Source organism: Nocardioides sp. NPDC004968 (assembly GCF_040608935.1).
GTDB lineage: Bacteria > Actinomycetota > Actinomycetes > Propionibacteriales > Nocardioidaceae > Nocardioides.
In genome coordinates, this window is sequence record NZ_JBEXJF010000001.1 from 115,833 (window position 1) to 138,996 (window position 23,164).

Consider the following 23,164-nt stretch of genomic DNA (forward strand, 5'->3'; position numbering starts at 1 on the left):
GCCTTTCGGATACGTCGGCGATATGTCATCAACCTAGGATCAGAGCATGCGGGTGCTGGTGGTCGAGGACGAGCCTTTGATGGCTGGAGCGATCCGGGACGGGTTGCGGCTGGAGGCGATCGCCGCCGACATCGCCGGTGACGGCGACACGGCTCTGGAGCTGTTGAGCGTCAACGCCTACGACATCGCCGTGCTCGACCGCGACATCCCCGGGCCCTCGGGCGACGAGGTCGCCAAGCGCATCGTCGCCTCCGGCACGGGGATGCCGATCCTGATGCTCACCGCCGCCGACCGCCTCGACGACAAGGCGTCCGGGTTCGAGCTCGGCGCCGACGACTACCTGACCAAGCCGTTCGAGCTGCGTGAGCTGGTGCTGCGGCTGCGGGCGCTCGACCGGCGGCGTGCCTACAACCGCCCGCCGGTGCGCGAGATCGCCGGCCTGCGGGTCGATCCGTTCCGGCGTGAGGTCTACCGCGACGGCCGCTACGTGGCGCTGACCCGCAAGCAGTTCGCGGTGCTCGAGGTGCTCGCCGCCGCCGAGGGCGGCGTGGTCAGCGCCGAGGAGCTGTTGGAGCGGGCCTGGGACGAGAACGCCGACCCGTTCACCAATGCCGTACGCATCACCGTCTCCGCGCTGCGCAAACGGCTCGGCGAGCCGGCGATCATCGCCACCGTGCCGGGCGTCGGATACCGGATCGATGTCGATTCCTAGACGTCCCGGAATGAGTGTTCGGCTCAAGCTGACGCTCAGCTATGCCGGGGTCATCGTGGTCACGGGCGTGCTGCTGCTCGCGGTCGTGTGGGTCTTCCTGCTGCGCTACGTCCCCGACGGGGTGTGGCTGGAGTGGCCGCAGCAGCCGGGGAGTCCGAGCGCTCCCTTCGTCCCGAACCGGTCGGATCTTGAGCGCGCCTTCGTCCCGCGGGCGGCCACGATGATGGGCTTCCTCGTCGTGTTCGGGCTGGTAGGAGGCTGGATTCTCGCCGGCCGGATGCTGGCGCCGTTGCGGAAGATCACCGAGGCCACGCGTACGGCAGCGGGCGGTTCTCTCTCGCACCGGATCGAGCTCGAGGGCCCCGGCGACGAGTTTCGGGAGCTTGCCGACGGCTTCGACGACATGCTCGCGAAGCTCGAGGCGCAGGTGGCGGAGCAGCAGCGGTTCGCGGCCAACGCGTCCCACGAGCTGCGTACCCCGCTCGCCATCACGCAGACGCTGCTCGACGTCGCGGGCAAGGATCCGAACCGTGATGTCGACGAGCTCATCGACCGGCTGCGCCTGATCAACTCCCGCGCGATCGACCTCACCGAGGCCCTCCTCGTGCTCAGCCGCGCCGACCAGCGCTCGTTCGCCCGCGAGCCGGTCGACCTGTCGCTGGTCGCCGAGGAGGCGGTCGAGACGCTGCTGCCACTGGCGGAGCAGCGTGGCGTACGGATCGAGACCTCCGGAGACCAGGCATCGGTCAGCGGCTCGCCCGCGCTGTTGCTGCAGGTCGCGACCAACCTGATCCACAACGCGATCGTCCACAACCTGCCCGAGAACGGGTCGGTGTCGGTCACCATCGCCGCCAACGAGAGGAGCGTGGTCCTCACCGTCGCGAACACCGGCGGGGAGCTCTCCCGCGACCTCGTCGCCACGCTCACCGAGCCGTTCCAGCGAGGCACCCAGCGCATCCACGGTGACCACGCCGGCGTGGGTCTGGGCCTGGCGATCGTCAAGAGCATCACCCGCGCCCACGACGGCAACCTCGCCGTCCTCGCGCGTTCGGGGGGCGGGCTCCGGGTCTCGGTGGAGCTGCCCAGGACGCGCGACTAGGTGGCCTCTGGGTTGTGAAGCTGAGAGTGACCCCTGGGCCACTCTCAGCTTCACAACCCGGGCGGTTCGTTGACCGTGGGAGTGCCGTGGGTGTGGAACGACGAGATCGTCTTCAGGCCCCACGCCTGGCCCTTGGCCCGCTCGGCCTCGGTCCAGGTGATCAGCGGCCAGTCGGGGGCGAGGACCAGGCGGGTCAGCGGGTTGCACAGCTCGATCCGGTTGCCGCCGGGCTCGTAGACGTACAGGAAGAACGTCTGCTGGATCGCGTGCTTGTGCGGTCCGGTCTCGATGAACACGCCGGTGTCCAGGGCGAGGTCGGCGGCCCGGAGGATGTCCTCGCGGGAGTCGGTGGCGAAGGCCAGGTGGTGCAGCCGGCCGGTCGACCCGGTCCAGTCCTCGGTGTAGACGACGTCGTACGACTTCTGGGTGAAGGTCGACCAGCGCGCGCCGATGTGGCCGTCGTCGAGCCTGATCTGCTCGGTGGGCCGGGCGCCGAGGGCATCGATCACGAAGCCGGTCGTCGTCTCGACGTCGCGGGCCAGGTAGTTGATGTGGTCCAGACGCCGCACGGCGACCCCGTGGCCGGGCTTGGCCTGGGGCTGGTTCTTCAGTCCGGGCCGGAGCTCGTCGCTCGGTGCCTCCCAGTACTCGGTCTCGTGGTAGAGCGCGAACTCGTGTCCGTCGGGATCCTGGGTCACCCACAGCGGCCCGATGCCGGGCTCGTCGTGCTTCCACTCGCCGGTCACCCCCGTGCGCTCGACCGCCTCGATCCGGTGCTCCAGCGCCTCCGGGGACGAGCAGCGCAGTGCCGTACGTCCGATGCCGGGTGTGGCGCGCTCGGTGACGACGACGCTGTGGTGCTCGTAGTCGTCCCAGGTGCGTAAGTAGGTGCTCTCGCCGTCCTGCCCCGAGACGGTCAGGCCGAGGAAGTCGGTGAAGAACGACACCGTCGCCGCAGGGGTGGGGGTGAAGAGCTGGGCGTGACCGATGTGCGCCACATCGCCCAGCGGTGGGCGGGTAGGGGTGTCGGCGACCATCCGCTTGAGCGTGGTCAGGTTCTCCGGAACTGGGTTGGTCATGTTCAGTCCTTCAGCGTGACGTTGCCGGGACGGCCGCGGCCTCGGCGGCCAGACGGGCCTTGCGGGTGGCCGGGCCGAAGATCGCCAGGACGAGTGCCCCGACCACCCAGGTGCCGGCGATGAAGAAGAAGACGGCCTGGTAGCCCAGCCCGCTGTAGAGACCGGCGATGATCAGCGGTCCGGCGGCGTTGGAGAGCCGGCCGAGACCGTAGGAGAGCGAGGTGCCGAGGGAGCGGCCCCTGGTGTCGTAGAGCTCGGGGGAGTAGGCGTAGGCCAGCGCGGTGTAGCCGCGCTCGAACAGGTTCACCAGGAACCCGAAGGCGACGATCAGCAGCGGCGTGAAGGTCAATCCGTAGAGCAGGCCGGAGCCGGCGATGATCAGGCCGAAGACGACCAGGCACCACTTGCGCTCGTAGCGGTCGGTGACCAGTGAGGCCAGGAAGGAGCCGAGCGGGGCGCCGATGGTGGTCAGTGCGACGTAGAAGATCGAGTCCTCGACGCTGACGCCCTCGGCCGCGAGCAGGGTGGGCGCCCAGGAGGAGAAGCCGAAGAAGCCGATCGTCTGGGAGATCCACAGCACCGAGAGCAGGATCGTCGGGTAGAGGAACCGCTTGTCCTTCAGCATCGCCAGCCCGGGCCGGGTGGCAGGGCCGGCGTCGAGCGGCGGCAGCGCCTCGGGGAGGGTGCCGTGCTCGGCGGTCGCGTCGCGCTCCAGGCCGACCAGGATCTCTTCGGCCTCCGCATGGCGCCCTCGCGACTCCAGCCACTGCGGCGACTCCACCAGGCGGCGCACGAAGAAGAGGAAGAGGACGCCGAAGGCGCCCCACAGGAAGACCAGGCGCCAGGTCCAGTCGGCGATCGGCACCACCGCGGAGGCGATCAGGTTGGTCGCGGGGGTGCCGCAGATGCCGATCATGATGACGTACGCCTGGAACTTGCCGCGCTTGGCGCGGGGGAAGAGCTCGTTCATGTAGACCACGGCGACCACGGTCATCGCGGAGAGCCCGGCGCTGGTCATCACCCGGAAGAAGCCCATCGAGACGATGTCCCAGGCGAAGACGCTGGCGAAGGACCAGATCGAGAACCAGATCGTGGTCGCCACGAGCGTACGTTTCCGGCCGAGCCGGTCGGCCAGGCCGCCGGCCACCACGGACCCGATGAACATGCCGACGAACGAGAGGGAGGTGACGTACGCGATGTGGTTGATCGTCACGCCCCACTGCTCGCGCATCACCGGAGCCGTCGTGGCGAAGGTGTTGATGTCGGCGAACTCGAAGAAGTAGGCGAACGCGAGGGCGACGGTGGCGAGCTTGTGGAACCTGGAGATGGGCAGCCGGTCGAGCCGGTTGGCTGCGTTGGTGGGGGTGCTGGTGGGGGTGAGGTCAGGCACTGCGCTCTCCTTCGGGCCAGTACAGGCGCATGGGGTTGTCCACGAGCAGCGCCTGCTGCAGCTCGGGGGTGGGGGCGATGTGCGGGATGTGGTCGACCAGCAGCCCGTCGTCGGGCATGTGGTCCTTCAGGTTGGGATGGGGCCAGTCGGTGCCCCACAGCACGCGGTCGGGGAAGCGCTCGACGACCTTGCGGGCGAACGGGACGACGTCTCGGTAGGCCTGCCGCTGACCGTCCAGGGCCGGCGGGCCGGTCACGGTGAGGCGCTCGGGACACGAGACCTTGACCCAGACGTCGTTGGCCGCGACGAAGTCGAGGAACTCCGCGAACTCGGGACCGTCGGGGTCCTTGGTCACGTCGGGGCGGCCCATGTGGTCGACGACCAGCGGCACCGGCAGGCTCGCGAAGAAGCCCTTCAGGTCGCTCAGGTCCGCGGCTTCGAAGTAGATCACCACGTGCCAGCCGAGCGGCGCGATCCGGGCCGCGATCGTCTCCAGCTCCTTGGTGGGAGTGGCATCGACGAGGCGTTTGACGAAGTTGAAACGTACGCCGCGCACCCCCGCCTCATGGAGGCCGGCGAGCTCCTCGTCGCTGACGTCGGCACGGACGGTCGCGACCCCGCGGGCTCTGCCGTCCGAGTGATCGAGCGCGTCGAGAAGCGCGCTGTTGTCGGCGCCGTGGCAGGTCGCCTGGACGAGGACGTTGCGGGCCAGGCCGAGGTGGTCGCGGAGCTCGAAGAGCTGGTGCTTGGAGGCGTCGACCGGTGTGTACTTGCGCTCGGGCGCGAACGGGAACTCGTCGGCAGGACCGAAGACATGACAGTGCGCGTCGACCGCTCCCTCGGGGAGTCTGAAGGTGGGCTTCGAGGGTCCTTCGAACCAGTGCAGCCAGCCGGGGGTGACCATCGGATCAGTCCTTGTAGGTGAGGCCGAGCTCGGCGAGCTTCGGGCGCATGTCGTAGATGTCGAGGCCGAGCTCGCCGGCTTCGAAGCGGGTCCGCTTGCCGGCCTCGGCCTCCTCGCGCCTGCGGGAGGCCTCGGCGACCTCTGCCGCGCGTGCGGCCGGGACGACGACGACGCCGTCGGCATCGGCGACGACCACGTCACCGGGGTTGACCAGCGCGTTCGCGACATTGACCGGGACGTTGACCGAGCCGAGGGTCGCCTTGACGGTGCCCTTGGCGTTGATCGCCCGGGAGAAGACCGGGAAGTCCATCTCGCGCAGCTCGTCGACGTCGCGGCAACCGCCGTCGATGACCAGGCCGCGGGCGCCGCGGCTGCGCAGCGAGGTGGCCAGCAGCTCGCCGAAGAAGCCGTCCTCGGACTCGGTCACGCAGCCGGCCACGACGACGTCACCGTCCTGGACCTGTTCGGCGGCGACGTGCAGCATCCAGTTGTCACCGGGCTGGAGCAGCACGGTCACGGCCGTGCCGCAGAGCCTCGCGCCCTCGTAGACCGGGCGGATGTATGGCCGCATCAGCCCCAGCCGCCCCATCGCCTCGTGGATCGTGGCGACGCCGAACTGCGCCAGGGCGTCGACGGCCGCGCGGTCGGCGCGGTCGATCTTGATGTGAACTACTCCGAGCTCGTGCACGTGGTGGATCTCCTTGCTGGGGGTTTCGCGCGGGGCGGCGGGGTGTAACACGCTGTTCGTCGGACTATCCGGTCGTTCACTTAGGGCGAGTAGTCCTACAAACGACGTGTTACATGGGCTTCAGCGGCCCTGAGCGGTGAGCCGCTGGTCGAGGTGGGGGTAGACCCGGCGGGCGTTGGTCTCGGTCAGGGCGGCGACCTCGGCCTCGGTGAGGGCGTTGCGGGCGGCGTACGTCTCGACGTAGCGGCGGGTGTCGTCGAAGTGGTGACCGGTGTCCGGGTCGATGCCGCGTACGGCGCCGATCATCTCCGAGGCGAACAGCACGCTGCTGTGCGGAACGACGTCGAGGAGGAGGTCGATCCCGGGCTGGTGGTAGACGCAGGTGTCGAAGAAGACGTTCCTCATCAGCGTCTCCGTAGGGTCGGGGCGGTCGAGGGCCTGGGCCAGACCGCGGAAGCGGCCCCAGTGGTAGGGGACCGCGCCGCCGCCGTGCGGGATCACCAGGCGCAGATCGGGGAAGTCGCCGAAGAGGTCGCCGGTCAGCAGCTGCATGAACGCGGTCGTGTCGGCGTTGAGGTAGTGGGCGCCGGTGGTGTGGAAGGCCGGGTTGCAGCTGGTGGAGACGTGGATCATGGCCGGTACGTCGAGCTCGGAGAGCTTCTCCCAGACCGGATACCAGGACCTGTCGGTCAGCGGAGGGGAGTCCCAGCGGCCGCCGGAGGGATCGGGGTTGACGTTGACCGCGACCGCGCCGAGCTCGGTGACCGCCCGCTCGAGCTCAGCGACGCAGGTCGCGGGGGAGACGCCGGGCGACTGCGGCAGCATCGCGCCGGCGGCGAACCGGGTCGGGTAGAGCTCGGCCACCCGGGCGCACAGGTCGTTGCAGATCCGCGCCCACTCCGTGGAGGTCGAGAGGTCGCCTATGTGGTGGGCCATGAACGAGGCCCGCGGGGAGAAGACGGTCAGGTCGATGCCGCGCTCGTCCATCTGCCTCAGCTGGTTGGCCTCGATGGTCTCCCGGATCTGGTCGTCGGAGATCCGCGGCCCGCCCGGGTCCGGCGCGACGCTCGGGTCGGTCAGCGCCGCGACCAGCGCGTCGCGCCACTCGCCCAGCGGCGCCGGCGCGGTCGTGTAGTGGCCGTGGATGTCGATGATCATGCGGAATCTCCTCGGAGGACGGCGCTCGGGACCATGGCCTGACCGGCCATGATCAGGCGAGCCGTACGCAGCAGGGCGGATCGGGTCACACGCGTCGGGTCGTCGGGGTCGAGGCCCAGCGTCACGCTGAACTCGCCGGTGGGGTGCTCGACGCTGAGCGTGGTCTCGCCCCCGTCCGGCGTGGTGGTGACCGAAGGCAGCACCGCGAGGTCGTGGGCCACGGAGCCGGGCAGCACGGCCGCGGTGGCGGCGGTGACGGCGGCCAGGACACCGATCGATCGGTGGGTGCGGTGAGGGATGAGGCTGCGGGTGCTGATCGCGCCGCCGTTCCTCCGGGCGGAGACGAGCGTCATCTTGGGGAAGGGCCTGCTGGTCACATCACCCAGCCCCATCGCGTGGCCGGCGACGATCCGCAGCGCCTCGATCCGCGCCCGGAGCGCGTCGTCGGCGTCGATCTCCTCGGGGCTCTCGGCGCCGGTCGTGCCGAGGTCTCGGGCGTCGACGATCACCAGCGGCTGGCCGTTGTCGATCAGGGTGACGTCGATCGAGCCGACACCGGGGACGTCCACGGTGTCGCGTACGTTGCCCGTCGGCAGCAGGCTCCCGGCCACCGAGCCGGCGGTGTCGAGGAACCCGATCCGCACCGGCGCCGCCGTGCCGGGGACGCCGTCGATGCGGGCGTCGCCGTCGTAGCGTACGAAGCGCTGCCCGTCCGGTCCGGCGGGCGTCTGCACAGTGATCTCGGCGACCGCACCGGTGTTGCGGGTGAGGACGCGTGCTGTGGTGGTGTCCCCGTCGGGGATCACCATGCCGGTCTCGATCGCGAACGGCAGCACCGCGGCGAGCATGTTTCCGCAGTTGGGTGTCGTGTCGACCCGGTCCGAGTCGGGCTGGAGCTGGGCGAAGGTCCACTCGACGTCGATGCCCCGCTCGTCCCCGGCAGGCCGGGGCGCGACGATGCCGGCCTTGCTGGTCAGCGGGTGACCGCCGCCCATCCCGTCGATCTGGAGCGGGTCGGGTGAGCCCATCACCGCCAGCAGCACCGCGTCGCGCTGCGCGGTGTCCGCGGGCAGGTCGCGGGCGTCGAAGAACGGCCCGCGAGAGGTCCCGCCGCGCATGAGGAGACACCGCACGGGTGTCTGGGGTCGGAGGTCTGAGGCATGACGCACGTCACAGACCATAGATCATTCACAAGATTGTTAGCAATCTCGTCAACGAAAATCTTGCCAGGCGGAGGTCAGCGCGGTGTGGCTCCCGTGCGCAGCAGGTCGAGAGTGCGCGGCTCGATCAGGGTGGAGAGGGTGACCACGCTGGTCGAGCGGACGACGGCGTGGGACTGGTCGATGCGTACGAGCACCTCCTGGAGCTTCGCGTGCGACCCGGTCGCCACCTTGCAGAAGACGTCGAAGGAGCCGGTGGTGACGTACGCCTCCAGCACCTCAGGTATCTCGGCGAGGTCGCGACGCACGTCCTCGAGGGCTCCCTGGGAGATCTCCAGGGTCACGAACGCCTGCACCGTGTGGCCGGCGGCGGCCGGGTCGACCGTCGGTGCCCAGTCGCGGATCACGCCCGCCTCGGTCAGCTTGCGCAGTCGGCTCTGCACGGTCGCGCGGGCGACGCCGGCGACCCGGGAGAGCTCGAGGTCGCCGACTCGCGGGTGGGCGTGCAGGGTCTCCAGCAGGGTGACGTCGAGGTCATCGAGGTTCATGGCTCAATCGTAGTCAGATTGCCTAGCAAAGCGTGGGCAGGGCTGGTCCGATCTGACAGATTGACCAGTGTCCGGTGGTCAACTTGTTTGGTGTGACTCGGCCCACTTGACTTGCCCGCATGACGCTTGCAGACACCCTGACCAACCAAGAGAAGCTCGCCGGACTCGGGCTGGCCGAGCTGGAGCAGCTCGTCGGCCTGGTGGCCTACGACGACACCTCCGACCCCTTCCCGGTCACCGGCTGGGACGCGGTCGTGTGGGCTGTCGGCAACGCCACCCAGACCGCCCACTTCTTCCAGAGCGCCTTCGGCATGGAGCTGGTCGCCTACTCCGGTCCCGAGACCGGCAACCGCGACCACCACTCCTACGTGCTGCGCAGCGGGGGAGTGCGGTTCGTGATCAAGGGCGGCGTCGCGCCCGAGAGCGAGATCATCACCCACCACGCCCGCCACGGTGACGGCGTCATCGACATCGCCCTCGAGGTGCCCGACGTCGACCGCTGCATCGAGCACGCCCGCAAGCAGGGCGCCCGGGTCCTGGAGGAGCCCCACGATGTGAGCGACGAGCACGGCACCGTACGCATCGCCGCCATCGCCACCTACGGCGAGACCCGCCACACGCTGGTCGACCGGTCCCGCTACGACGGCCCCTACCTGCCCGGCTATGTCACCCGCGCCTCGACGCTGAAGAAGCCCGAAGGCGCCCCCAAGCGGCTCTTCCAGGCGCTCGACCACGTCGTCGGCAACGTCGAGCTCGGCAAGATGGACGAGTGGGTCGACTTCTACGGCCGCGTCATGGGCTTCACCAACATGGCCGAGTTCATCGGCGACGACATCGCCACCGACTACTCCGCGCTGATGTCGAAGGTCGTCGCCAACGGCAACCACCGGGTGAAGTTCCCGCTCAACGAGCCGGCGATCGCCAAGAAGAAGTCGCAGATCGACGAGTACCTGGAGTTCTACCAAGGCCCCGGCGCCCAGCACCTCGCGCTGGCCACCGGCGACATCCTGGCCACCGTCGACGCGCTGCGCGACGCCGGGATCGAGTTCCTCAACACCCCCGACTCCTACTACGAGGACCCCGAGCTGCGCGCCCGGATCGGTGAGGTGCGCGTGCCGATCGAGGAGCTGCAGAAGCGCGGCATCCTGGTCGACCGCGACGAGGACGGCTACCTGCTGCAGATCTTCACCAAGCCGATCGGCGACCGCCCCACGGTCTTCTTCGAGATGATCGAGCGCCACGGCTCCCTCGGCTTCGGCAAGGGCAACTTCAAGGCCCTCTTCGAGGCCATCGAGCGTGAGCAGGAGCGCCGCGGCAACTTCTGATCCGGCTCGAGACCAACACAGTCGTGTACCAACTGTGTTGGTTTCGACACCGGCTCGCTGGCGCTCGCCGGGCTCAACCAGCGGTCGCCTGGCTGACCAGGCGGACCGGGGCGTTGCCGGCGCCGTAGCCGTCGTAGCGCTCGCGGCGCTCGACGAGCTCGAAGAAGACCTCGCCGACGGTCTCGGTGTAGCAGTGCAGGTATTCACCGTCGGCGTCGCGGTCGTAGAGCAGGTCGAGCTCGCGCAGGGTGGCGACGAGGTCGTCGGCTAGACCGAAACGGGCGACCAGGTCGTCGTAGTAGTTGCCCGGGACCTCGAGCGGGCGCAGGCCGCGCTCCCGGGCGGCCGCGACGACGCCAATGATGTCGTGGCACGCGAGCGCGATGTGCTGAGCATGGCCCTGCTGATCGTTGGGGAGCTGCCCGCTCGGGAGCAGGTTGAGCGGAAGACGTACGCCACCGGCCGGTGAGCTCATCACCTGGCTGCGTACGAGACCAGCCGGGCCGGCGACCTCCTGGGTCGCCTGCGGCGTCAGCGACAGCACACTGGTGTAGAAGAGGACCGCCTCGTCGAAGCTGTGCCAGGGCTGGACCAGGTTGACGTGGTCGATCTGGGCGCCGCGCCCGGTGCTCGACACTCCGCCGTCGAACTCGCCGATCCAGTCCTCCGCGTGCGAGAGGAAGACCTCGGTGCTGTCGGGGGAGGTGAAGGCGCGCAGAGCCTGTTCACCGGCGTACGTCCGGCGGTGGACCGGCGGCGCCATCAGCCGGGCGGCGCGCTCGGCGGCCGGGTCCGAGTCGGTGAGATCGAAGCCGACGGCCGCGATGCGCGGCTCAGGGGAGGCGCTGGGTACGTCGTTGCACACGACGCGGGCCGCGCCCCAGGTCCACAGGCGCACCTGCTTGCTGCGGTGGCGGCCGCCGAAGTCGAAGCCGAGCTGCTCGAGCAGCACCTCGACACCGGAGGTGTCCGGTGCCTTGATCTCGACGAAGTCGAAGGCCTCGGGCGCGGCCACCTGGGGCAGCCGGGGGAGCGGACCCGCCTCGCGGTCGGCCTCCTCGCCGAGCAGATCGGCGGTGCGGTCGGCGAGCCAGCGCAACGAGCGCTGGGCCTGACGGGCGGTACGTACGGGATCGGTCTGGCGGAAGGTGTCGTTGAAGACCTCCAGCGACAGCGGGCCGTCGTAGCCGGCGCGCAGGACGTGGCCGAGGAAGGCCGGCAGGTCGAAGCTGCCCTCACCGGGGAAGAGCCGGTGGTGGCGGCTCCAGGAGAGCACGTCCATGCTGAGCGCCGGAGCGTCGGCGAGCTGCAGGAAGAAGATCTTCTCGGCCGGGATCTCCTCGATCTGCTTGGGGTCGTGACCGCGCGAGAGGATGTGGAAGCTGTCCAGGCAGATCCCGACGTTGGGGTGGTCGGCGAGCTCGACGATGCGCCACGAGCGCCGGTAGTCGTCGACGAACCGTCCCCAGGCGAGCGCCTCGTACGCGAGCCGGATGTCGTACGTCGCAGCCAGATCACCCAGGCGCCGCAGCTGGCCCGCGGAGACCTCGTCGTCGTCGACGGTCGCGGTGCCGACGTTGCTGCAGACCAGCATCAGGTCGATGCCGAGCCGGTTCATCAGCTGGAACTTCGCCTCGGCGCGGTGCAGCACGTCCTGGAAGGCGGTCTCGTCGACGCCCTCGGCGTCGCGGAAGGGCTGGTAGAGGTCGAGGGTGAGCCCGAGCCGGTCGGCGAGCGCCCGGATCTCCTCGGGGGACTGAGGTGCGGCGATGAGATCGGGCTCGAAGATCTCGATCGCGTCGAAGCCGGCTTCGGCCGCGGCGTACATCTTCTGGACCAGGCCGCCGCTGAGGCAGACCGTGGCGATCGAGGTGCGCATGGTTCTCCGTTCGTCGCTAATGTACGAAACGGTACATACAATGCTGTGGGTTGGGAAGCCGGCCGTGCTCTAGGCTCGGGGACATGAAGTCGGCAGAGCGGCTGCGAGACGCCGAACGCACCCGGGCTGATCTGCTCGAGATCGCGACCGAGATCTTCTCCGAGCAGGGCTACTCCGGTGCGCGGGTCGACGAGATCGCCGAGCGCACCCGCACCACGAAGCGGATGATCTACTACTACTTCGGCGGCAAGGAGGGGCTCTACCTCGCCGTGCTCGAGGCCGCCTACCGGCGCATCCGTGAGACGGAGCAGAGCATCCACGCAGACGACCTGGCGCCGGTCGAGGCGGTGAGGAGGATCGCCGAGCTGACCTTCGACCACCACCATGGCCACCCCGCCTTCATCCGTCTCGTCTCGGTCGAGAACATCCATCACGGCCAGCATCTGGGGAAGGTCGAGTCGCTCCGTGACCTCGGGACCCCGGCGGCCTCCCTCCTCGACGTGGTCCTCGCTCGCGGCCGTGCCTCCGGTGAGCTCCGCGCCGACGTCGACGCCATCGACGTGCACATGCTCATCAGTTCCTACTGCGTCTTCCAGGTCGCCAACAGCGCCACCTTCGGCTACCTCTTCGGTCGCGACATGCTCGCCCCCGACGTACGCGAGCGCCACCGCCGCATCCTCGGCGACATCGTCGTCGGCTGGCTCACTGCTCACTGAACACATGCCCGCGAAAGAGCCCGTCCCCGCGCCGCGGGGACGGGCTCTTTCCGGTGTCGGGTTGACGATCCGGGGCGGGATGTGATCCCCTTCACTTTCGTAACGTACTAGTTCGTACATTAAGGATCGCCTGGATGAAGTCTTCGTTTCTTGTCGGCCTGATCGGCGCGGGCGTCGGACCCTCGCTGAGTCCGGCGCTGCACATGCGCGAAGGGTTCGAGCACGGGTTGTCGTACGTCTACAAGACGCTCGACATCACCGATCTGGGGATCCCGGCCGAGGGCGTGGGCGACCTGTTGAGGGACGCCCGGCGACTCGGCTTCGACGCGCTCAACATCACCCACCCGTGCAAGGAGCTCGTGATCGAGCACCTCGACCGGCTCGACGAGACCGCGGCCCGGCTCGGTGCGGTCAACACCGTGGTCTTCACCGACGAGGGTGCGGTCGGCTACAACACCGACACGACCGGCTTCGGTCATGCGCTGCGTACCGGGATGCCGGGTGCCCCGCTCGGCATGGTCGTGCAGCTCGGCGCGGGCGGGGCGGGCTCGGCCGTCGCTCACGCGCTCGTGGGCCAGGGCGTCGATCGCCTGGTCATCGCCGACATGGACCTCGACCGCGCCCAGGCGCGGGTCGAGGAGATCCGGCGTCAGCACCCGGAGAGCACCGTCGAGGCGAGCCACGTGGACAAGCTGCCGGCGCTCCTGCCTGACGCCGACGGACTGGTCAACTGCACCCCGGTCGGCATGGCCGACCACCCCGGTACGCCGCTCCAGACGAGCCTCCTCCGCCCCGACCTGTGGGTGGCGGACATCGTCTACCGGCCTCTGGACACCGCGCTGCTGCAGGCGGCGCGTGAGGTCGGTTGCCGGACGCTCCACGGAGGCCACATGGCGGTCTACCAGGCCGTCGACGCCTTCCGGCTGATCACCGGCATCGACCCCGATGCCGAACGGATGCTCGCCCACCTGCGCGAGCTGGCCGCGGCCGGCTGACCCAAACTTCAGACACCCCCCACCCGTCCGCGGTCAGGAACCGCGGGCCTACCCGAGGAGGACCCGATGGCGGGACCTGACACCGAGAACCAAGAAGGCAAGACCCCGGTCCGGGCCGCGCTGGCCAGCTTCATGGGCAGTGCCGTCGAGTACTACGACTTCTTCGTCTTCGGCTCTGCCGCGGCGCTGATCTTTCCGCACGTCTTCTTCCCCAGCGCCGGCGACGCCGCGCTGGTGATGTCGTTCGCGACGTTCGCCTTCGCGTACGTCGCCCGCCCGGTCGGTGCGGTCTTCGTCGGTCACTTCGGTGACCGGATCGGCCGCCGGAAGGTGTTGCTGTTCACCCTCCTGCTGATGGGCGGCAGCACGTTCCTGATCGGCTGTCTGCCGTCGTTCGACCAGGCCGGCTGGATCGCGCCCGCACTGCTGGTCTTCTGCCGGCTGCTCCAGGGGCTCTCAGCCGCTGGTGAGCAGGCCGGTGCCAGCTCGCTCACGCTCGAGCATGCCCCCGACGATCAGCGCTCCTTCTACACGTCCTGGACGCTCACCGGCACCCAGGGCGGCCAGATCCTGGCCGCGCTCGTCTTCATCCCGGTCGTCGCGCTGCCGGACGACATCAAGTACAGCATCGGCTGGAGGATCCCGTTCTGGCTCTCCGCGATCGTGGTCCTGGTGGCGTTCTTCATCCGCAGCCGCCTCAACGAGACTCCGGAGTTCGAGGAGGCCAAGGCCAACAACGAGGTCGCCAAGCTGCCCCTCGCGGTGCTGCTGCGTGACCACTGGGTCGACGTTGTGCGAGTCATCTGCTGCGCCTTCATCGCGGCCGTCTCCACGGTCTTCGGTAACCTGGCCATCGCCTACGGAGTCGCGGTCGGCATGGTCGACTCGATCACGCTGTGGCTGGTCGTCGCGGCCAACGTCGTCGCGCTGTTCACCCAGCCGATGTTCGGCCGGCTCGCGGACAAGATCGGGCGCAAGCCGGTCTTCATCTACGGCGCCGTGGCCAGCGCGGTGATGATGCCGTTCTACCTGCTCTCGATGAGCCAGGGCAGCGAGCTGCTCGTCTTCGCGCTCGCGGTCCTGACCTTCTCGTTCGGCTACGCGGCCGCGAATGCGACCTGGCCGTCCTTCTACGGCGAGATGTTCCCGACCCCGGTGCGCTTCTCCGGTGTCGCGATCGGCACCCAGATCGGCTTCCTGCTGGCCGGGTTCACGCCGTCGATCGTCACCGCTCTGGGTGGCGTGCAGGAGGGCGGCTGGGTCGTCACCGCCGGCTACACCGCGGTCGTCTGCCTCGTCGCGTCGATCGCCGCTCTGACCGCCCGCGAGACCAAGGACGTACGCACCGCCGACCTCGGTGTGCGGCCGGCTCGGTCCCCTCAGGGCGCGACGGTCTGACCCGCTGAACCCCCGCGTCGCGGGCTGTGGCCACCGGTCACAGCCCGCGACGGTGGCGGTTGCGGCGGCGTACGACGTCTTTCAGGTCGGCGACCGGGCCCAGGTGGCCCAGCTTCTCGGGGTTGGTGACCGAGCGGATCCGCTGGATCTGGCCGTCGAGGATGTCGAGGGTCCAGGTGCCGAGGACGGCACCGTCGGGGTCGCGCAGGATGGCGCCCGGCTCGCCGTTGAGCTCGCGCTGCTCCAGGCGAGCACCGATGGCGAGCAGCGGCGGTACCGCCGCGATCAGGATGCGCGCGGCCTTCTCCGCACCGAACCGGCCGCCGGCGCCACCGGCGACACCACCACCGTCGTTCACGGTCTCCACATCGGCCGCCAGCAGAGCCTGGAGCTGGTCCAGGTCGCCGTCGCGCAGCGCCTCGAAGAACCGGCTGGAGAGCTCGACGCGCTTGCGCCGGTCGGCCTCGAACCGCGGCTTGCCCTCGTCCATGTGCCGCCGCGCCCGGGAGGCGAGCTGACGGCAGGCGGCCTCGGAACGGTCGACCGCCGCGGCGATGTCGGCGAAGCCGAAGTGGAAGACCTCGCGCAGCACGAAGACCGCCCGCTCCAGCGGGCTGAGCCGCTCGAGCAGCAGCAGCGCCGCCATCGATACCGAGTCGGCCAGCTCCGTCGCGCGCTCCGGGCTGGCGTAGAGGCCCGCATGGTCATCGACGTGGGTGTCGGTCGGCAGCGGCTCGGGGAACCACGGCCCGACGTACGTCTCCCGCCGCACGCGCGCGGAGCGCAGCACGTCGAGGGAGATTCGGGTGACCACGGTCGACAGGTAGGCCTTGAGCGAGTCGGGCTGCGTCGAGGTCCCCTCCAGTCGGAGCCAGGTCTCCTGCACGGCGTCCTCCGCCTCGGTCACGCTGCCGAGGATCCGGTAGGCGATCGAGAACAGCAGCGGTCGCAGCTCCTCGAACTCGATCTCGGTCTCAGGTGTCACGGTCGTCCTCCCTCAGGTCCACATCTTCCACCCTTGGGACGAGACGGCGCCCGGGACTGTGACATGGTGCCGGGGCGCGGCGCCCCGTTGAGCCGTACGTCTGCCGAAAAATGTTCGACGCAGGGCAGGGTGCCTATCGCAAGTGCGGCTACGTCGACACCGGCATGCGGGTCGAGATGATCGACGGAATCAATCACGAGATGGTCCGCGCCTTCGCCAACGAGGCGACGGCGTGACCCATCACCACGCTGCTCTCGCGGCCGGCAGCAACGTGCACGGTCAGTGTGACGTCGCTGGATGGCCGCCGATCCGGCGGTGAGCTCCGGCTATCGGTTCGCGGTCAGGCTCTGTCGGTCAGGAAGGCGTCGAGGGCGGCGAGGTCGTCGGTGTTGATGTGGTCGACGCCGGCTGCGAGCAGCTCGGTCCAGACCGCCTCGCGTGCGGGGCCGTCGGTGTCCGGCGTCGCCCAGAAGCGCACTCGGTAGCCCTGGGCGTGAGCGTGGTCGACGATCTCGTGGAGCTTGCGGCGCTCGGTCTCCGGCATCGGGCCGATGCCCTGCCAGACGAACACCTTGGTCCAGTTGTCGCTGACCAACGGCATGAGCGAGGCCGGGATGCGGGAGTGGAGGTCGCTCATCCGGCCGTCGTAGAAGCCGAACCGCTCGGTCGCGCTCCGCATCGTCTCCAGCGGCCGGTCGCCACTGATGACCGCCTCGACCGGACCGTCCTTGACGGTGCCGTTCTCGTAGCGGGTGAAGAGCTCCTCGTAGTCTCCGAGCTCCTTCTCGATCGCCGCGTAGGTCGCCTCGCCGGTGTTCTTGATGTCGATCAGGAGCTGAAACGTCCCGTCGTAGCCCGGATAGACGTCGCGCCCCTTGCCCTTGACGAGCTTCTTGAGCGGGGCGAGGTAGAGACCCTCCAGTGTCCGCCCGGGGTCGAGGTCCTCCGCGTCGTGCGCCACCAGAAGCTCGCCGTCGACCAGCCACACGTCGGCCTCGACGCTCGTGAAGCCGTTCTCCAGGGCGTCGAGCAGCGGACGCTCGTGCTCGTAGTCGTTGTGGGCATGCGCCTGCGCGTGCGGCGTACCGAGCTCGGCGGAGGGCCGCGCGGAGTCGGTCGTGCTCGCCGTGGCGGCGGTGGGGGAGAGGAATGCCGCCGCGGCGAGCACCGCGGTCAGCGACCGGACGAAGGGACGCATCGGGATCTCTTTCGGTGAGGGAGGCCCTCAACCTGGCCGGACCGCGTGATCCCGTGGCAACCGCCGTACGTCGCCTGCCTGAACTCCTCCCGAAGGCTCAGCCGAGGCAGACGAAGAGGGCCAGCCCGGCGTACGCGAGGTTGACGATGCCCCTGGTCACGACGCCGCCGGTGGTGTCGCTGAGGCGAGAGGCACGGCGGCCGCCTGCACCTTTCCGGCACGCGAACGGTCCTTGAGCCCGAACGTGGACCCGGGGCGACGTGCCTCCATCGACATGACCCAGACCGTGCTGCGGCAGACCAGCTCCTTGATCTTCGCCGCCGGCACGCCGCGGACGCGGCCGGCGACGGCGGAGTCGTCGCGGCGGGAGAGGTTCGTCAACCCGAGCTCACGGCCGATACTGATGCACTGACCCACGAACCCGATGCTCACCGGCTTCGGGTTCGCGCCGGCGAGCCGGGCGAGCACCGTCTCGCCGGCTAGGGGCCCGAGCTGGTTGGCGGCTTGGCAGCTCATCCGGTACGCCACGCCCGACGGCGCCGCGGCGTCGCCGGTGGCGACGATCCTGTCGTCGTCGACGCTGGTGAGCGTCTCGTCGGTGACCAGGCGGCCGAGCTCGTCGGTGGAGAGCCCGCTCGCGCGTGCCAGGTCGGGCGCGGCGAAACCGGCGGTCCAGATCGTCACCGAGCTGGGCAGCTCTCGGCCGTTGTCGAGGCGTACGCGGCCGTCCAGCACCTCCGCCACCCGGGCGCCCTCGACGATGCCGACCCCGAGCCGCCGGAGGTCGCGCTCGGCCACCGCACGGCCCTTCTCGTGCAGCCACGGGCCGAGCCTGTCTCCGCAGATCAGCGCCACGTTCCGGCCGGCCTCGGCGAGCTCGGAGGAGACCTCGATGCCGGTGGGGCCGCCGCCGACGACGACCACCGGGGCGTCGGCCGGCGTCGTCGCCAGCGCGGCCCGCAGCCGGGTCGCCTCCTCGTAGGTCGAAATGCCGAAGGCATGCTCGTGCGCCCCCGCCACCTGCATCTCGCCGGTGCTGCCGACGGCGTAGACCAGGTAGTCGTACGTCATCTCCTGCCCGCTCCCAAGCGCGACGGTCCGCGCGCTCGCGTCGATGGACGCCACGGTGTCGACCACCAGTCCCACGCGCGGGCTGAGCACGTCGGTGTAGGCCACCACGGCCTCCGAGGTCCCGCCTACCAGCTGGTGCAGCCGGATCCGCTCGACGAAGTGGTCGCGCGAGTTGACCAGGGTGATGGCGATGTCGTCGCGCTTGGTGAGCCGATTGGCGGCCATCACACCGGCGTATCCGCCGCCGATGACCACGACCCGGCTCCTGCTGAAGGTTTCTTGGTTGCTCATACCCCAAGGACACCGGTCCCGCGAGGTCTGTGACATCGGGAGGTTGTGAAGCCGAGAGTGAGCCATAGGTCACTCTCAGCTTCACAACCTCCACTCGATCAGGAGACCGTGATGGTGAACCTTGCCGTCGAGCCGTCGGAGGCCGTGATCTTGCCGCGATACGTCCCCGGGGAGTCGTACGCATGAGCGGCCGTCACCGCATAGACCCCGGCAGCGTGGAGCGAATCCCGGGGTTCAGACACGGTGAACCGTGCGGGGACCGGAGCCGACCCGTCCCCGAAGTCGACCGTCGCCGTGAGCGGTGCGGTCAGCGACGAGCCACCGGTGCTGTCCGCGTCGTCGACCTCGTCGACGGTGACCGCGGTCCCGTTCGTCTTGGTCCCGGGGGCGGCGAGCAGTCCGACCGACACCGATCCGGCCGATCCGACCGACAGCGCAGCATCGGTTCCGGCCAACTCGGTCGACCAGGCGATCTGCGGCCCGTCGTAGAAGTTGGTGCCAGCGGCGGCCAGTCGCGGACCGACCGAGGCGAGCCGCGCGGCGAAGTCCGACGGCGAGCGCAGCGACTCGGCGGTCCAGCCGGTCTCCCCGTGCGCGAGGACGCGTGGGAAGATCATGAACTCGGCCTGGTCCACGCCCCGGATCGTCTCGGACCACAGCGGCGCCTCGGTGCCGAGGATGTGCTCGTCCCCGACGCCCGCGATGACCTCCTGCGGGCTCCAGTCGTAGTAGTGCGCGACGTCGCAGTCGCCAGAGCACGCCCAAGAGAGCCCGATCGGCGTCTTCGGGTGATATTTCATGTCGAGGTAGGACATGTTGCCCGGCGAGACGAGCAGCTTGGCGCCGTCCTCGATGACGGCGCGTTTCGCGTGCTCGGTCGTGCCGGCCCAGTACTGAACACCATCACCCGCGGTGAGCCCGGATTCGGCGTACTCGTTCCAGCCGATCGTCTTCTTACCGAGTCCGTGGACGATCGCGAGCGCCCGCTCGACGAACGCCACGTAGCCGGCGTGGCCATAGCGCTGCGTCATCGCATGCGACTCGTCGCCGCCGACGTGCAGGAACTCGGACGGCGTGAGCGCAGCGAGCTGCGAGAAGACGTGCTCGATGAAGGTGTAGGTCACCTCGGAGGTCGGATCGAGGTAGGAGTAGCCGACGTCGATGGTCCCGTTGTGTGGCGCAACCGGCTCGTCCTCGGTCGCCGGGTGGCTCGACCCGGCGGTGTTGAGCTGAGGGATCGAGGCCAGGGCGGCATTCGTGTGGCCAGGGATGTCGATCTCGGGGATGATCTCGATCTCGCGCTCGGCGGCATACCGCACCAGCGAGCGGTAGTCGTCCTGGGTGTAGAACCCGGTGTGACCGTCGGCGCTCTGATACGGGTTGCCGAGCACCGCGGTCGCTCCCGAGACCCGGGTCAGCGCCGTGTAGTCGATGTCGTCACCGGCCGCCCGACCGGAGTTGGTGATGTCGATCCGCCATCCCTGGTCGTCGGCCAGGTGCATGTGCAGCACCGAGATCTTGGCCGCCGCCGCGGCGTCGATGACCTGCTTGACCTCGTCGACCTCGAGGAACGAGCGGGCGACATCGAGCATGAGTCCGCGATAGCTGAATCGCGGCGCGTCCAGGATCGAGACCGCTGGCACCGTCCACGTCGTGTTGACGCGCGAGGAAGACGCGGCGAACGCCGGCAGAAGCTGCCGAAGCGTCTGGGTGCCGTTGAACAGCCCGTGGCGACTCGCCCCGGTGACCCTGACCCCGTTGGCCGTCGAGGAGATCTTGTACGCCTCCGGGTTGCCCTCGACCTCGCCGAACCCGGCCTTGGGGTCGATGGTCAGGACGACATCGCGACGGGTCGGCCTGCCGGCGACGACCGGGAGGTCGAAGCCGGTCCCCGGGCGCAGTTCGGCGGCCATGAGGACACCGACCTCGTCGGCGTCAGTGCCACGCGCGACGATCCGGGCCTGTTCGGTCAGGACGAAACCGGACCCGCCTCTCGCGCTCACCTGGAGCGGCTTCGGCACCAGGCCTGGCAGTGGTGTCTCCGCCTTGCTCGGGCGCTCGGCCCGGGGTTGAGCTGTGGCGGATGACGTCGTCGAAGTGGCGAGGAGCATCGTGGCGACGCCGACTGCCAACGCCGTTGTCAGAATTTGGATAGAGCCCGAACGAATCATGCGCATGCCTCCATCAGCGGCCAACTCGGTCAACCATCGAGGCTAACGGCGTCGGCGCCGCAGCGTCGCGAAATCAAGCGATCGGGGTTCGATCTCTGTCCAGGACCCGGCGGTGTGACATCGACTGGAGCGATCCGCGTCGCGGTCGCGTCGATCAGGCCAGGGCGGCGACGGCGTCCGCTAGATCATCGACGGACCGGGCACGCTCTGGGAGGCTGCCGTCGGGACCCTGGCTGAGCTGGAACCCCATGAAGGCGGCGTCGATGACGTGGGCTGCCCGTTCGGAGACGGCGGGTTCCACTCCGGACTTGTTCAGATGCGCGATGAGACCGGCGATCCACAGTGTGTTGGCTTCCTGGACGGCGGAGACGTACGGCTCCCTGCCGAAGAGGCCGAGCGCGGCCGCCTCCACATAGATCCAGCTGCACCGGTCGCCCTCCATCACTGACCAGAGGTCGTGGACGGCGGACCGCAGGTCCTTGGAGGGCTCGAGCGCGGCGACCTCGGCGACCGACCGCTCGTTGGACGTGCGGAGCACGTCGGCGACCAGCTGGTCCTTGGTGCCGAAGTGGTAGAGCAGGACCCGGTTGCTGGTGCCCAGCTCGGCCGCCAGGGGGCGCAGGCTCAGGCCGATCAGGCCGTGCTCGTGGACGTAGTCGGTCGCCAGCTCGGCCCAGGCAGCGCGGCGCTGTGGATCCTTCGCGGGCGCGGTCCCAGCGGTCGTCATGCGGCGACTGTAACAACTGGCTGAGCCATTTGTATCGGCTGCAACAAATTTGTACCACCTGCAACAACTTTGTTCTCCCAGCCCTTGACCTGGCCCTTCAGTCGGCGCAGGATCATTTGTAATTCACCCGCGGTTGCCTGTTGCGCAACCCGACGTCGGAGGTTTGCATGAGCCAGATCTACATCGACGGGCGCTGGTTGCCTGCGCAGTCGGGCGAGCAGCGGGAGATCCGCTGTCCCGCCGACGGCGCGGTCGTTGGAACCGTTGCGGAGGCTGGAGCGGAGGACACCCGGGCCGCGATCGCCGCGGCGCGGAACGCCTTCGACAGTGGCGAGTGGCCGGCGACGCCCGCGCGGGAGCGGGGCGACCTCCTGCTGCGGGTTGCCGACCTGCTCGAGCGGGACACCGCGATCATCGCCCGCGCGGAGTCGCTCGACACCGGGAAGCGGCTGGTCGAGGGGGAGTACGACGTCGCCGACGTGGTCTCCGTCTTCCGCCACTTCGGTCACATCGCCACCGAGGACGCCGGCCGGGTCGTCGACACCGGATCCAGCACGGTGAAGAGCCGGATCGTGCACGAGCCGATCGGGGTCTGTGGGCTGATCACCCCGTGGAACTACCCGCTGCTTCAGGTCGCCTGGAAGGTCGCGCCGTGCCTGGCCGCGGGCAACACGTTCGTGCTCAAGCCCAGCGAGATCACGCCGCACAGTGCCATCCATCTGATGAAGGTGCTCGAGGAGGCCGGCCTGCCGGCTGGTGTCGCCAACCTGGTTCTCGGTGAGGGTCCGACCGCCGGCGCCCCATTGTCCGAGGACCCCCGCGTCGACCTGGTCTCCTTCACCGGTGGCCTGGCCACCGGCAAGCGGCTGATGGCCAACGCCGCGGCGACGGTGAAGAAGGTGGCCCTCGAGCTCGGCGGCAAGAACCCCAACATCGTCTTCGCCGACTCCGACCGCGAGACCGCGCTCGACTTCGCGCTGACCGCCGTCTTCCTGCACTCCGGGCAGGTCTGCTCCGCCGGCGCGCGGCTGATCATCGAGGAGTCGATCAAGGACAGCTTCGTCGACGAGCTCGTCGCCCGGGCCGAGCAGATCCGTCTCGGCGGCCCCTTCGACGAGGAGGCCGAGACCGGCCCGCTGACCAGCAGCGCCCACCGCGACAAGGTGGAGGCGTACGTCGCGAAGGGTCTCGCCGAGGGCGCCACCCTCCGCACCGGTGGCAAGCGCCCCGACGACCCCGCGCTCGCCGACGGCTTCTACTACCTGCCGACGATCCTCGACGACTGCACCACCGAGATGAGCGTGACCCAGGACGAGTCCTTCGGGCCGGTCCTGACCGTGGAGACCTTCACCGACGAGGACGACGCCGTCCGCATCGCCAACGACTCCATCTACGGCCTCGCCGGCGCGGTGTGGACCTCCGACGCCGGCCGCGCGGAGCGGGTCGCCGCCAGGCTCCGGATGGGCACGGTCTGGATCAACGACTACCACCCCTACGTGGCCCAGGCCGAGTGGGGCGGCTACAAGCAGTCCGGGATCGGGCGCGAGCTCGGCCAGGCCGGGCTGGAGGAGTACCGCGAGACGAAGCACATCTGGCACAACATCGACCCGAGCCCGCAGCACTGGTTCGCCCCGACCTCCCCCAAAACAAGCACCGCCGAGGAGAAGTGA

At 69.3% G+C, this 23,164-nt stretch carries 21 protein-coding genes; 8 read left to right on the forward strand and 13 right to left on the reverse strand.

Annotated features, from left to right (window positions below; translation table 11 throughout):
* Positions 1–46 precede the first annotated feature (46 nt).
* Complete coding sequence (locus ABZU72_RS00540; protein WP_141804182.1) at positions 47–712, forward strand: response regulator transcription factor; 666 nt, start codon at positions 47–49, stop codon at positions 710–712.
* A 10-nt stretch (positions 713–722) separates the two neighbouring features.
* Positions 723–1,811: a HAMP domain-containing sensor histidine kinase gene (locus tag ABZU72_RS00545; RefSeq protein ID WP_355016956.1), complete on the forward strand. Its 1,089-nt coding sequence runs from the start codon at positions 723–725 to the stop codon at positions 1,809–1,811.
* Between the two features lie 50 nt (positions 1,812–1,861).
* Here the strand turns inward: ABZU72_RS00545 and ABZU72_RS00550 are convergent, their stop codons facing one another.
* The 7 genes from ABZU72_RS00550 to ABZU72_RS00580 all read right to left on the reverse strand — a co-directional run bounded on the left by ABZU72_RS00550 (position 1,862) and on the right by ABZU72_RS00580 (position 8,738).
* Positions 1,862–2,890, reverse strand: a complete 1,029-nt coding sequence (locus tag ABZU72_RS00550; protein WP_355016957.1) for a VOC family protein — start codon at positions 2,888–2,890, stop codon at positions 1,862–1,864.
* Between the two features lie 10 nt (positions 2,891–2,900).
* Positions 2,901–4,280, reverse strand: a complete 1,380-nt coding sequence (locus ABZU72_RS00555; RefSeq protein ID WP_355016958.1) for an MFS transporter — start codon at positions 4,278–4,280, stop codon at positions 2,901–2,903.
* On the reverse strand, positions 4,273–5,184 hold the full coding sequence (locus ABZU72_RS00560) for an amidohydrolase family protein (protein ID WP_355016959.1): 912 nt from the start codon (positions 5,182–5,184) through the stop codon (positions 4,273–4,275). Before ABZU72_RS00560 ends, ABZU72_RS00555 begins: the two co-directional genes overlap by 8 nt.
* 4 nt (positions 5,185–5,188) lie before the next feature.
* Positions 5,189–5,872 (reverse strand): 4-carboxy-4-hydroxy-2-oxoadipate aldolase/oxaloacetate decarboxylase, encoded by a 684-nt coding sequence (gene ligK / locus ABZU72_RS00565; RefSeq protein ID WP_355016960.1) that lies wholly within the window; start codon positions 5,870–5,872, stop codon positions 5,189–5,191.
* 120 nt (positions 5,873–5,992) lie between these two features.
* A complete protein-coding gene (locus tag ABZU72_RS00570) occupies positions 5,993–7,030 on the reverse strand; it encodes an amidohydrolase family protein (RefSeq protein ID WP_355016961.1) in 1,038 nt (345 codons plus the stop codon).
* Complete coding sequence (locus tag ABZU72_RS00575; protein WP_355016962.1) at positions 7,027–8,211, reverse strand: 4-oxalomesaconate tautomerase; 1,185 nt, start codon at positions 8,209–8,211, stop codon at positions 7,027–7,029. Before ABZU72_RS00575 ends, ABZU72_RS00570 begins: the two co-directional genes overlap by 4 nt.
* A gap of 56 nt (positions 8,212–8,267) precedes the next feature.
* Complete coding sequence (locus ABZU72_RS00580) at positions 8,268–8,738, reverse strand: Lrp/AsnC family transcriptional regulator (RefSeq protein ID WP_355016963.1); 471 nt, start codon at positions 8,736–8,738, stop codon at positions 8,268–8,270.
* A gap of 119 nt (positions 8,739–8,857) precedes the next feature.
* On the opposite strand from ABZU72_RS00580, the gene hppD reads away from it, so the two are divergent.
* Positions 8,858–10,063: a 4-hydroxyphenylpyruvate dioxygenase gene (gene hppD / locus ABZU72_RS00585; protein WP_355016964.1), complete on the forward strand. Its 1,206-nt coding sequence runs from the start codon at positions 8,858–8,860 to the stop codon at positions 10,061–10,063.
* A gap of 73 nt (positions 10,064–10,136) precedes the next feature.
* Here hppD and ABZU72_RS00590 read toward each other — a convergent pair whose 3' ends face one another.
* The gene (locus tag ABZU72_RS00590) at positions 10,137–11,942 is read right to left on the reverse strand and encodes a TIM barrel protein (RefSeq protein WP_355016965.1); all 1,806 of its coding nucleotides are present in this window, start codon (positions 11,940–11,942) and stop codon (positions 10,137–10,139) included.
* Between the two features lie 83 nt (positions 11,943–12,025).
* Here ABZU72_RS00590 and ABZU72_RS00595 point away from each other — a divergent pair, with 83 nt between their 5' ends.
* The 3 genes from ABZU72_RS00595 (at position 12,026) to ABZU72_RS00605 (ending at position 15,051) form a co-directional block, all read left to right on the forward strand.
* Positions 12,026–12,658 carry a TetR/AcrR family transcriptional regulator gene (locus tag ABZU72_RS00595; protein WP_355016966.1) on the forward strand — a complete coding sequence of 211 codons (633 nt, stop codon included), beginning with the start codon at positions 12,026–12,028 and terminating at the stop codon, positions 12,656–12,658.
* A gap of 134 nt (positions 12,659–12,792) precedes the next feature.
* Positions 12,793–13,653, forward strand: a complete 861-nt coding sequence (locus ABZU72_RS00600; protein WP_355016967.1) for a shikimate dehydrogenase — start codon at positions 12,793–12,795, stop codon at positions 13,651–13,653.
* 66 nt (positions 13,654–13,719) lie between these two features.
* Entirely contained in the window at positions 13,720–15,051 is a 1,332-nt protein-coding gene (locus ABZU72_RS00605; RefSeq protein WP_355016968.1) for an MFS transporter, read from the forward strand.
* A 37-nt stretch (positions 15,052–15,088) separates the two neighbouring features.
* Here the strand turns inward: ABZU72_RS00605 and ABZU72_RS00610 are convergent, their stop codons facing one another.
* Positions 15,089–16,036: an RNA polymerase sigma-70 factor gene (locus ABZU72_RS00610; protein WP_355016969.1), complete on the reverse strand. Its 948-nt coding sequence runs from the start codon at positions 16,034–16,036 to the stop codon at positions 15,089–15,091.
* A 110-nt stretch (positions 16,037–16,146) separates the two neighbouring features.
* On the opposite strand from ABZU72_RS00610, the gene ABZU72_RS00615 reads away from it, so the two are divergent.
* Positions 16,147–16,272, forward strand: a complete 126-nt coding sequence (locus ABZU72_RS00615) for a hypothetical protein (protein WP_355016970.1) — start codon at positions 16,147–16,149, stop codon at positions 16,270–16,272.
* 104 nt (positions 16,273–16,376) lie between these two features.
* On the opposite strand, the gene ABZU72_RS00620 is transcribed toward ABZU72_RS00615, so the two are convergent.
* The 4 genes from ABZU72_RS00620 to ABZU72_RS00635 all read right to left on the reverse strand — a co-directional run bounded on the left by ABZU72_RS00620 (position 16,377) and on the right by ABZU72_RS00635 (position 21,494).
* Positions 16,377–17,234, reverse strand: a complete 858-nt coding sequence (locus ABZU72_RS00620) for a phosphatidylinositol-specific phospholipase C/glycerophosphodiester phosphodiesterase family protein (protein ID WP_355016971.1) — start codon at positions 17,232–17,234, stop codon at positions 16,377–16,379.
* A gap of 156 nt (positions 17,235–17,390) precedes the next feature.
* Entirely contained in the window at positions 17,391–18,596 is a 1,206-nt protein-coding gene (locus ABZU72_RS00625) for an FAD-dependent oxidoreductase (RefSeq protein ID WP_355016972.1), read from the reverse strand.
* A 98-nt stretch (positions 18,597–18,694) separates the two neighbouring features.
* Positions 18,695–20,773 carry a family 20 glycosylhydrolase gene (locus tag ABZU72_RS00630; RefSeq protein WP_355016973.1) on the reverse strand — a complete coding sequence of 693 codons (2,079 nt, stop codon included), beginning with the start codon at positions 20,771–20,773 and terminating at the stop codon, positions 18,695–18,697.
* Positions 20,774–20,921: 148 nt separating this feature from the next.
* Complete coding sequence (locus tag ABZU72_RS00635; protein WP_355016974.1) at positions 20,922–21,494, reverse strand: TetR/AcrR family transcriptional regulator; 573 nt, start codon at positions 21,492–21,494, stop codon at positions 20,922–20,924.
* 167 nt (positions 21,495–21,661) lie between these two features.
* Between ABZU72_RS00635 and ABZU72_RS00640 the strand changes: the two genes are divergently transcribed.
* Positions 21,662–23,164: an aldehyde dehydrogenase family protein gene (locus tag ABZU72_RS00640; RefSeq protein WP_355016975.1), complete on the forward strand. Its 1,503-nt coding sequence runs from the start codon at positions 21,662–21,664 to the stop codon at positions 23,162–23,164.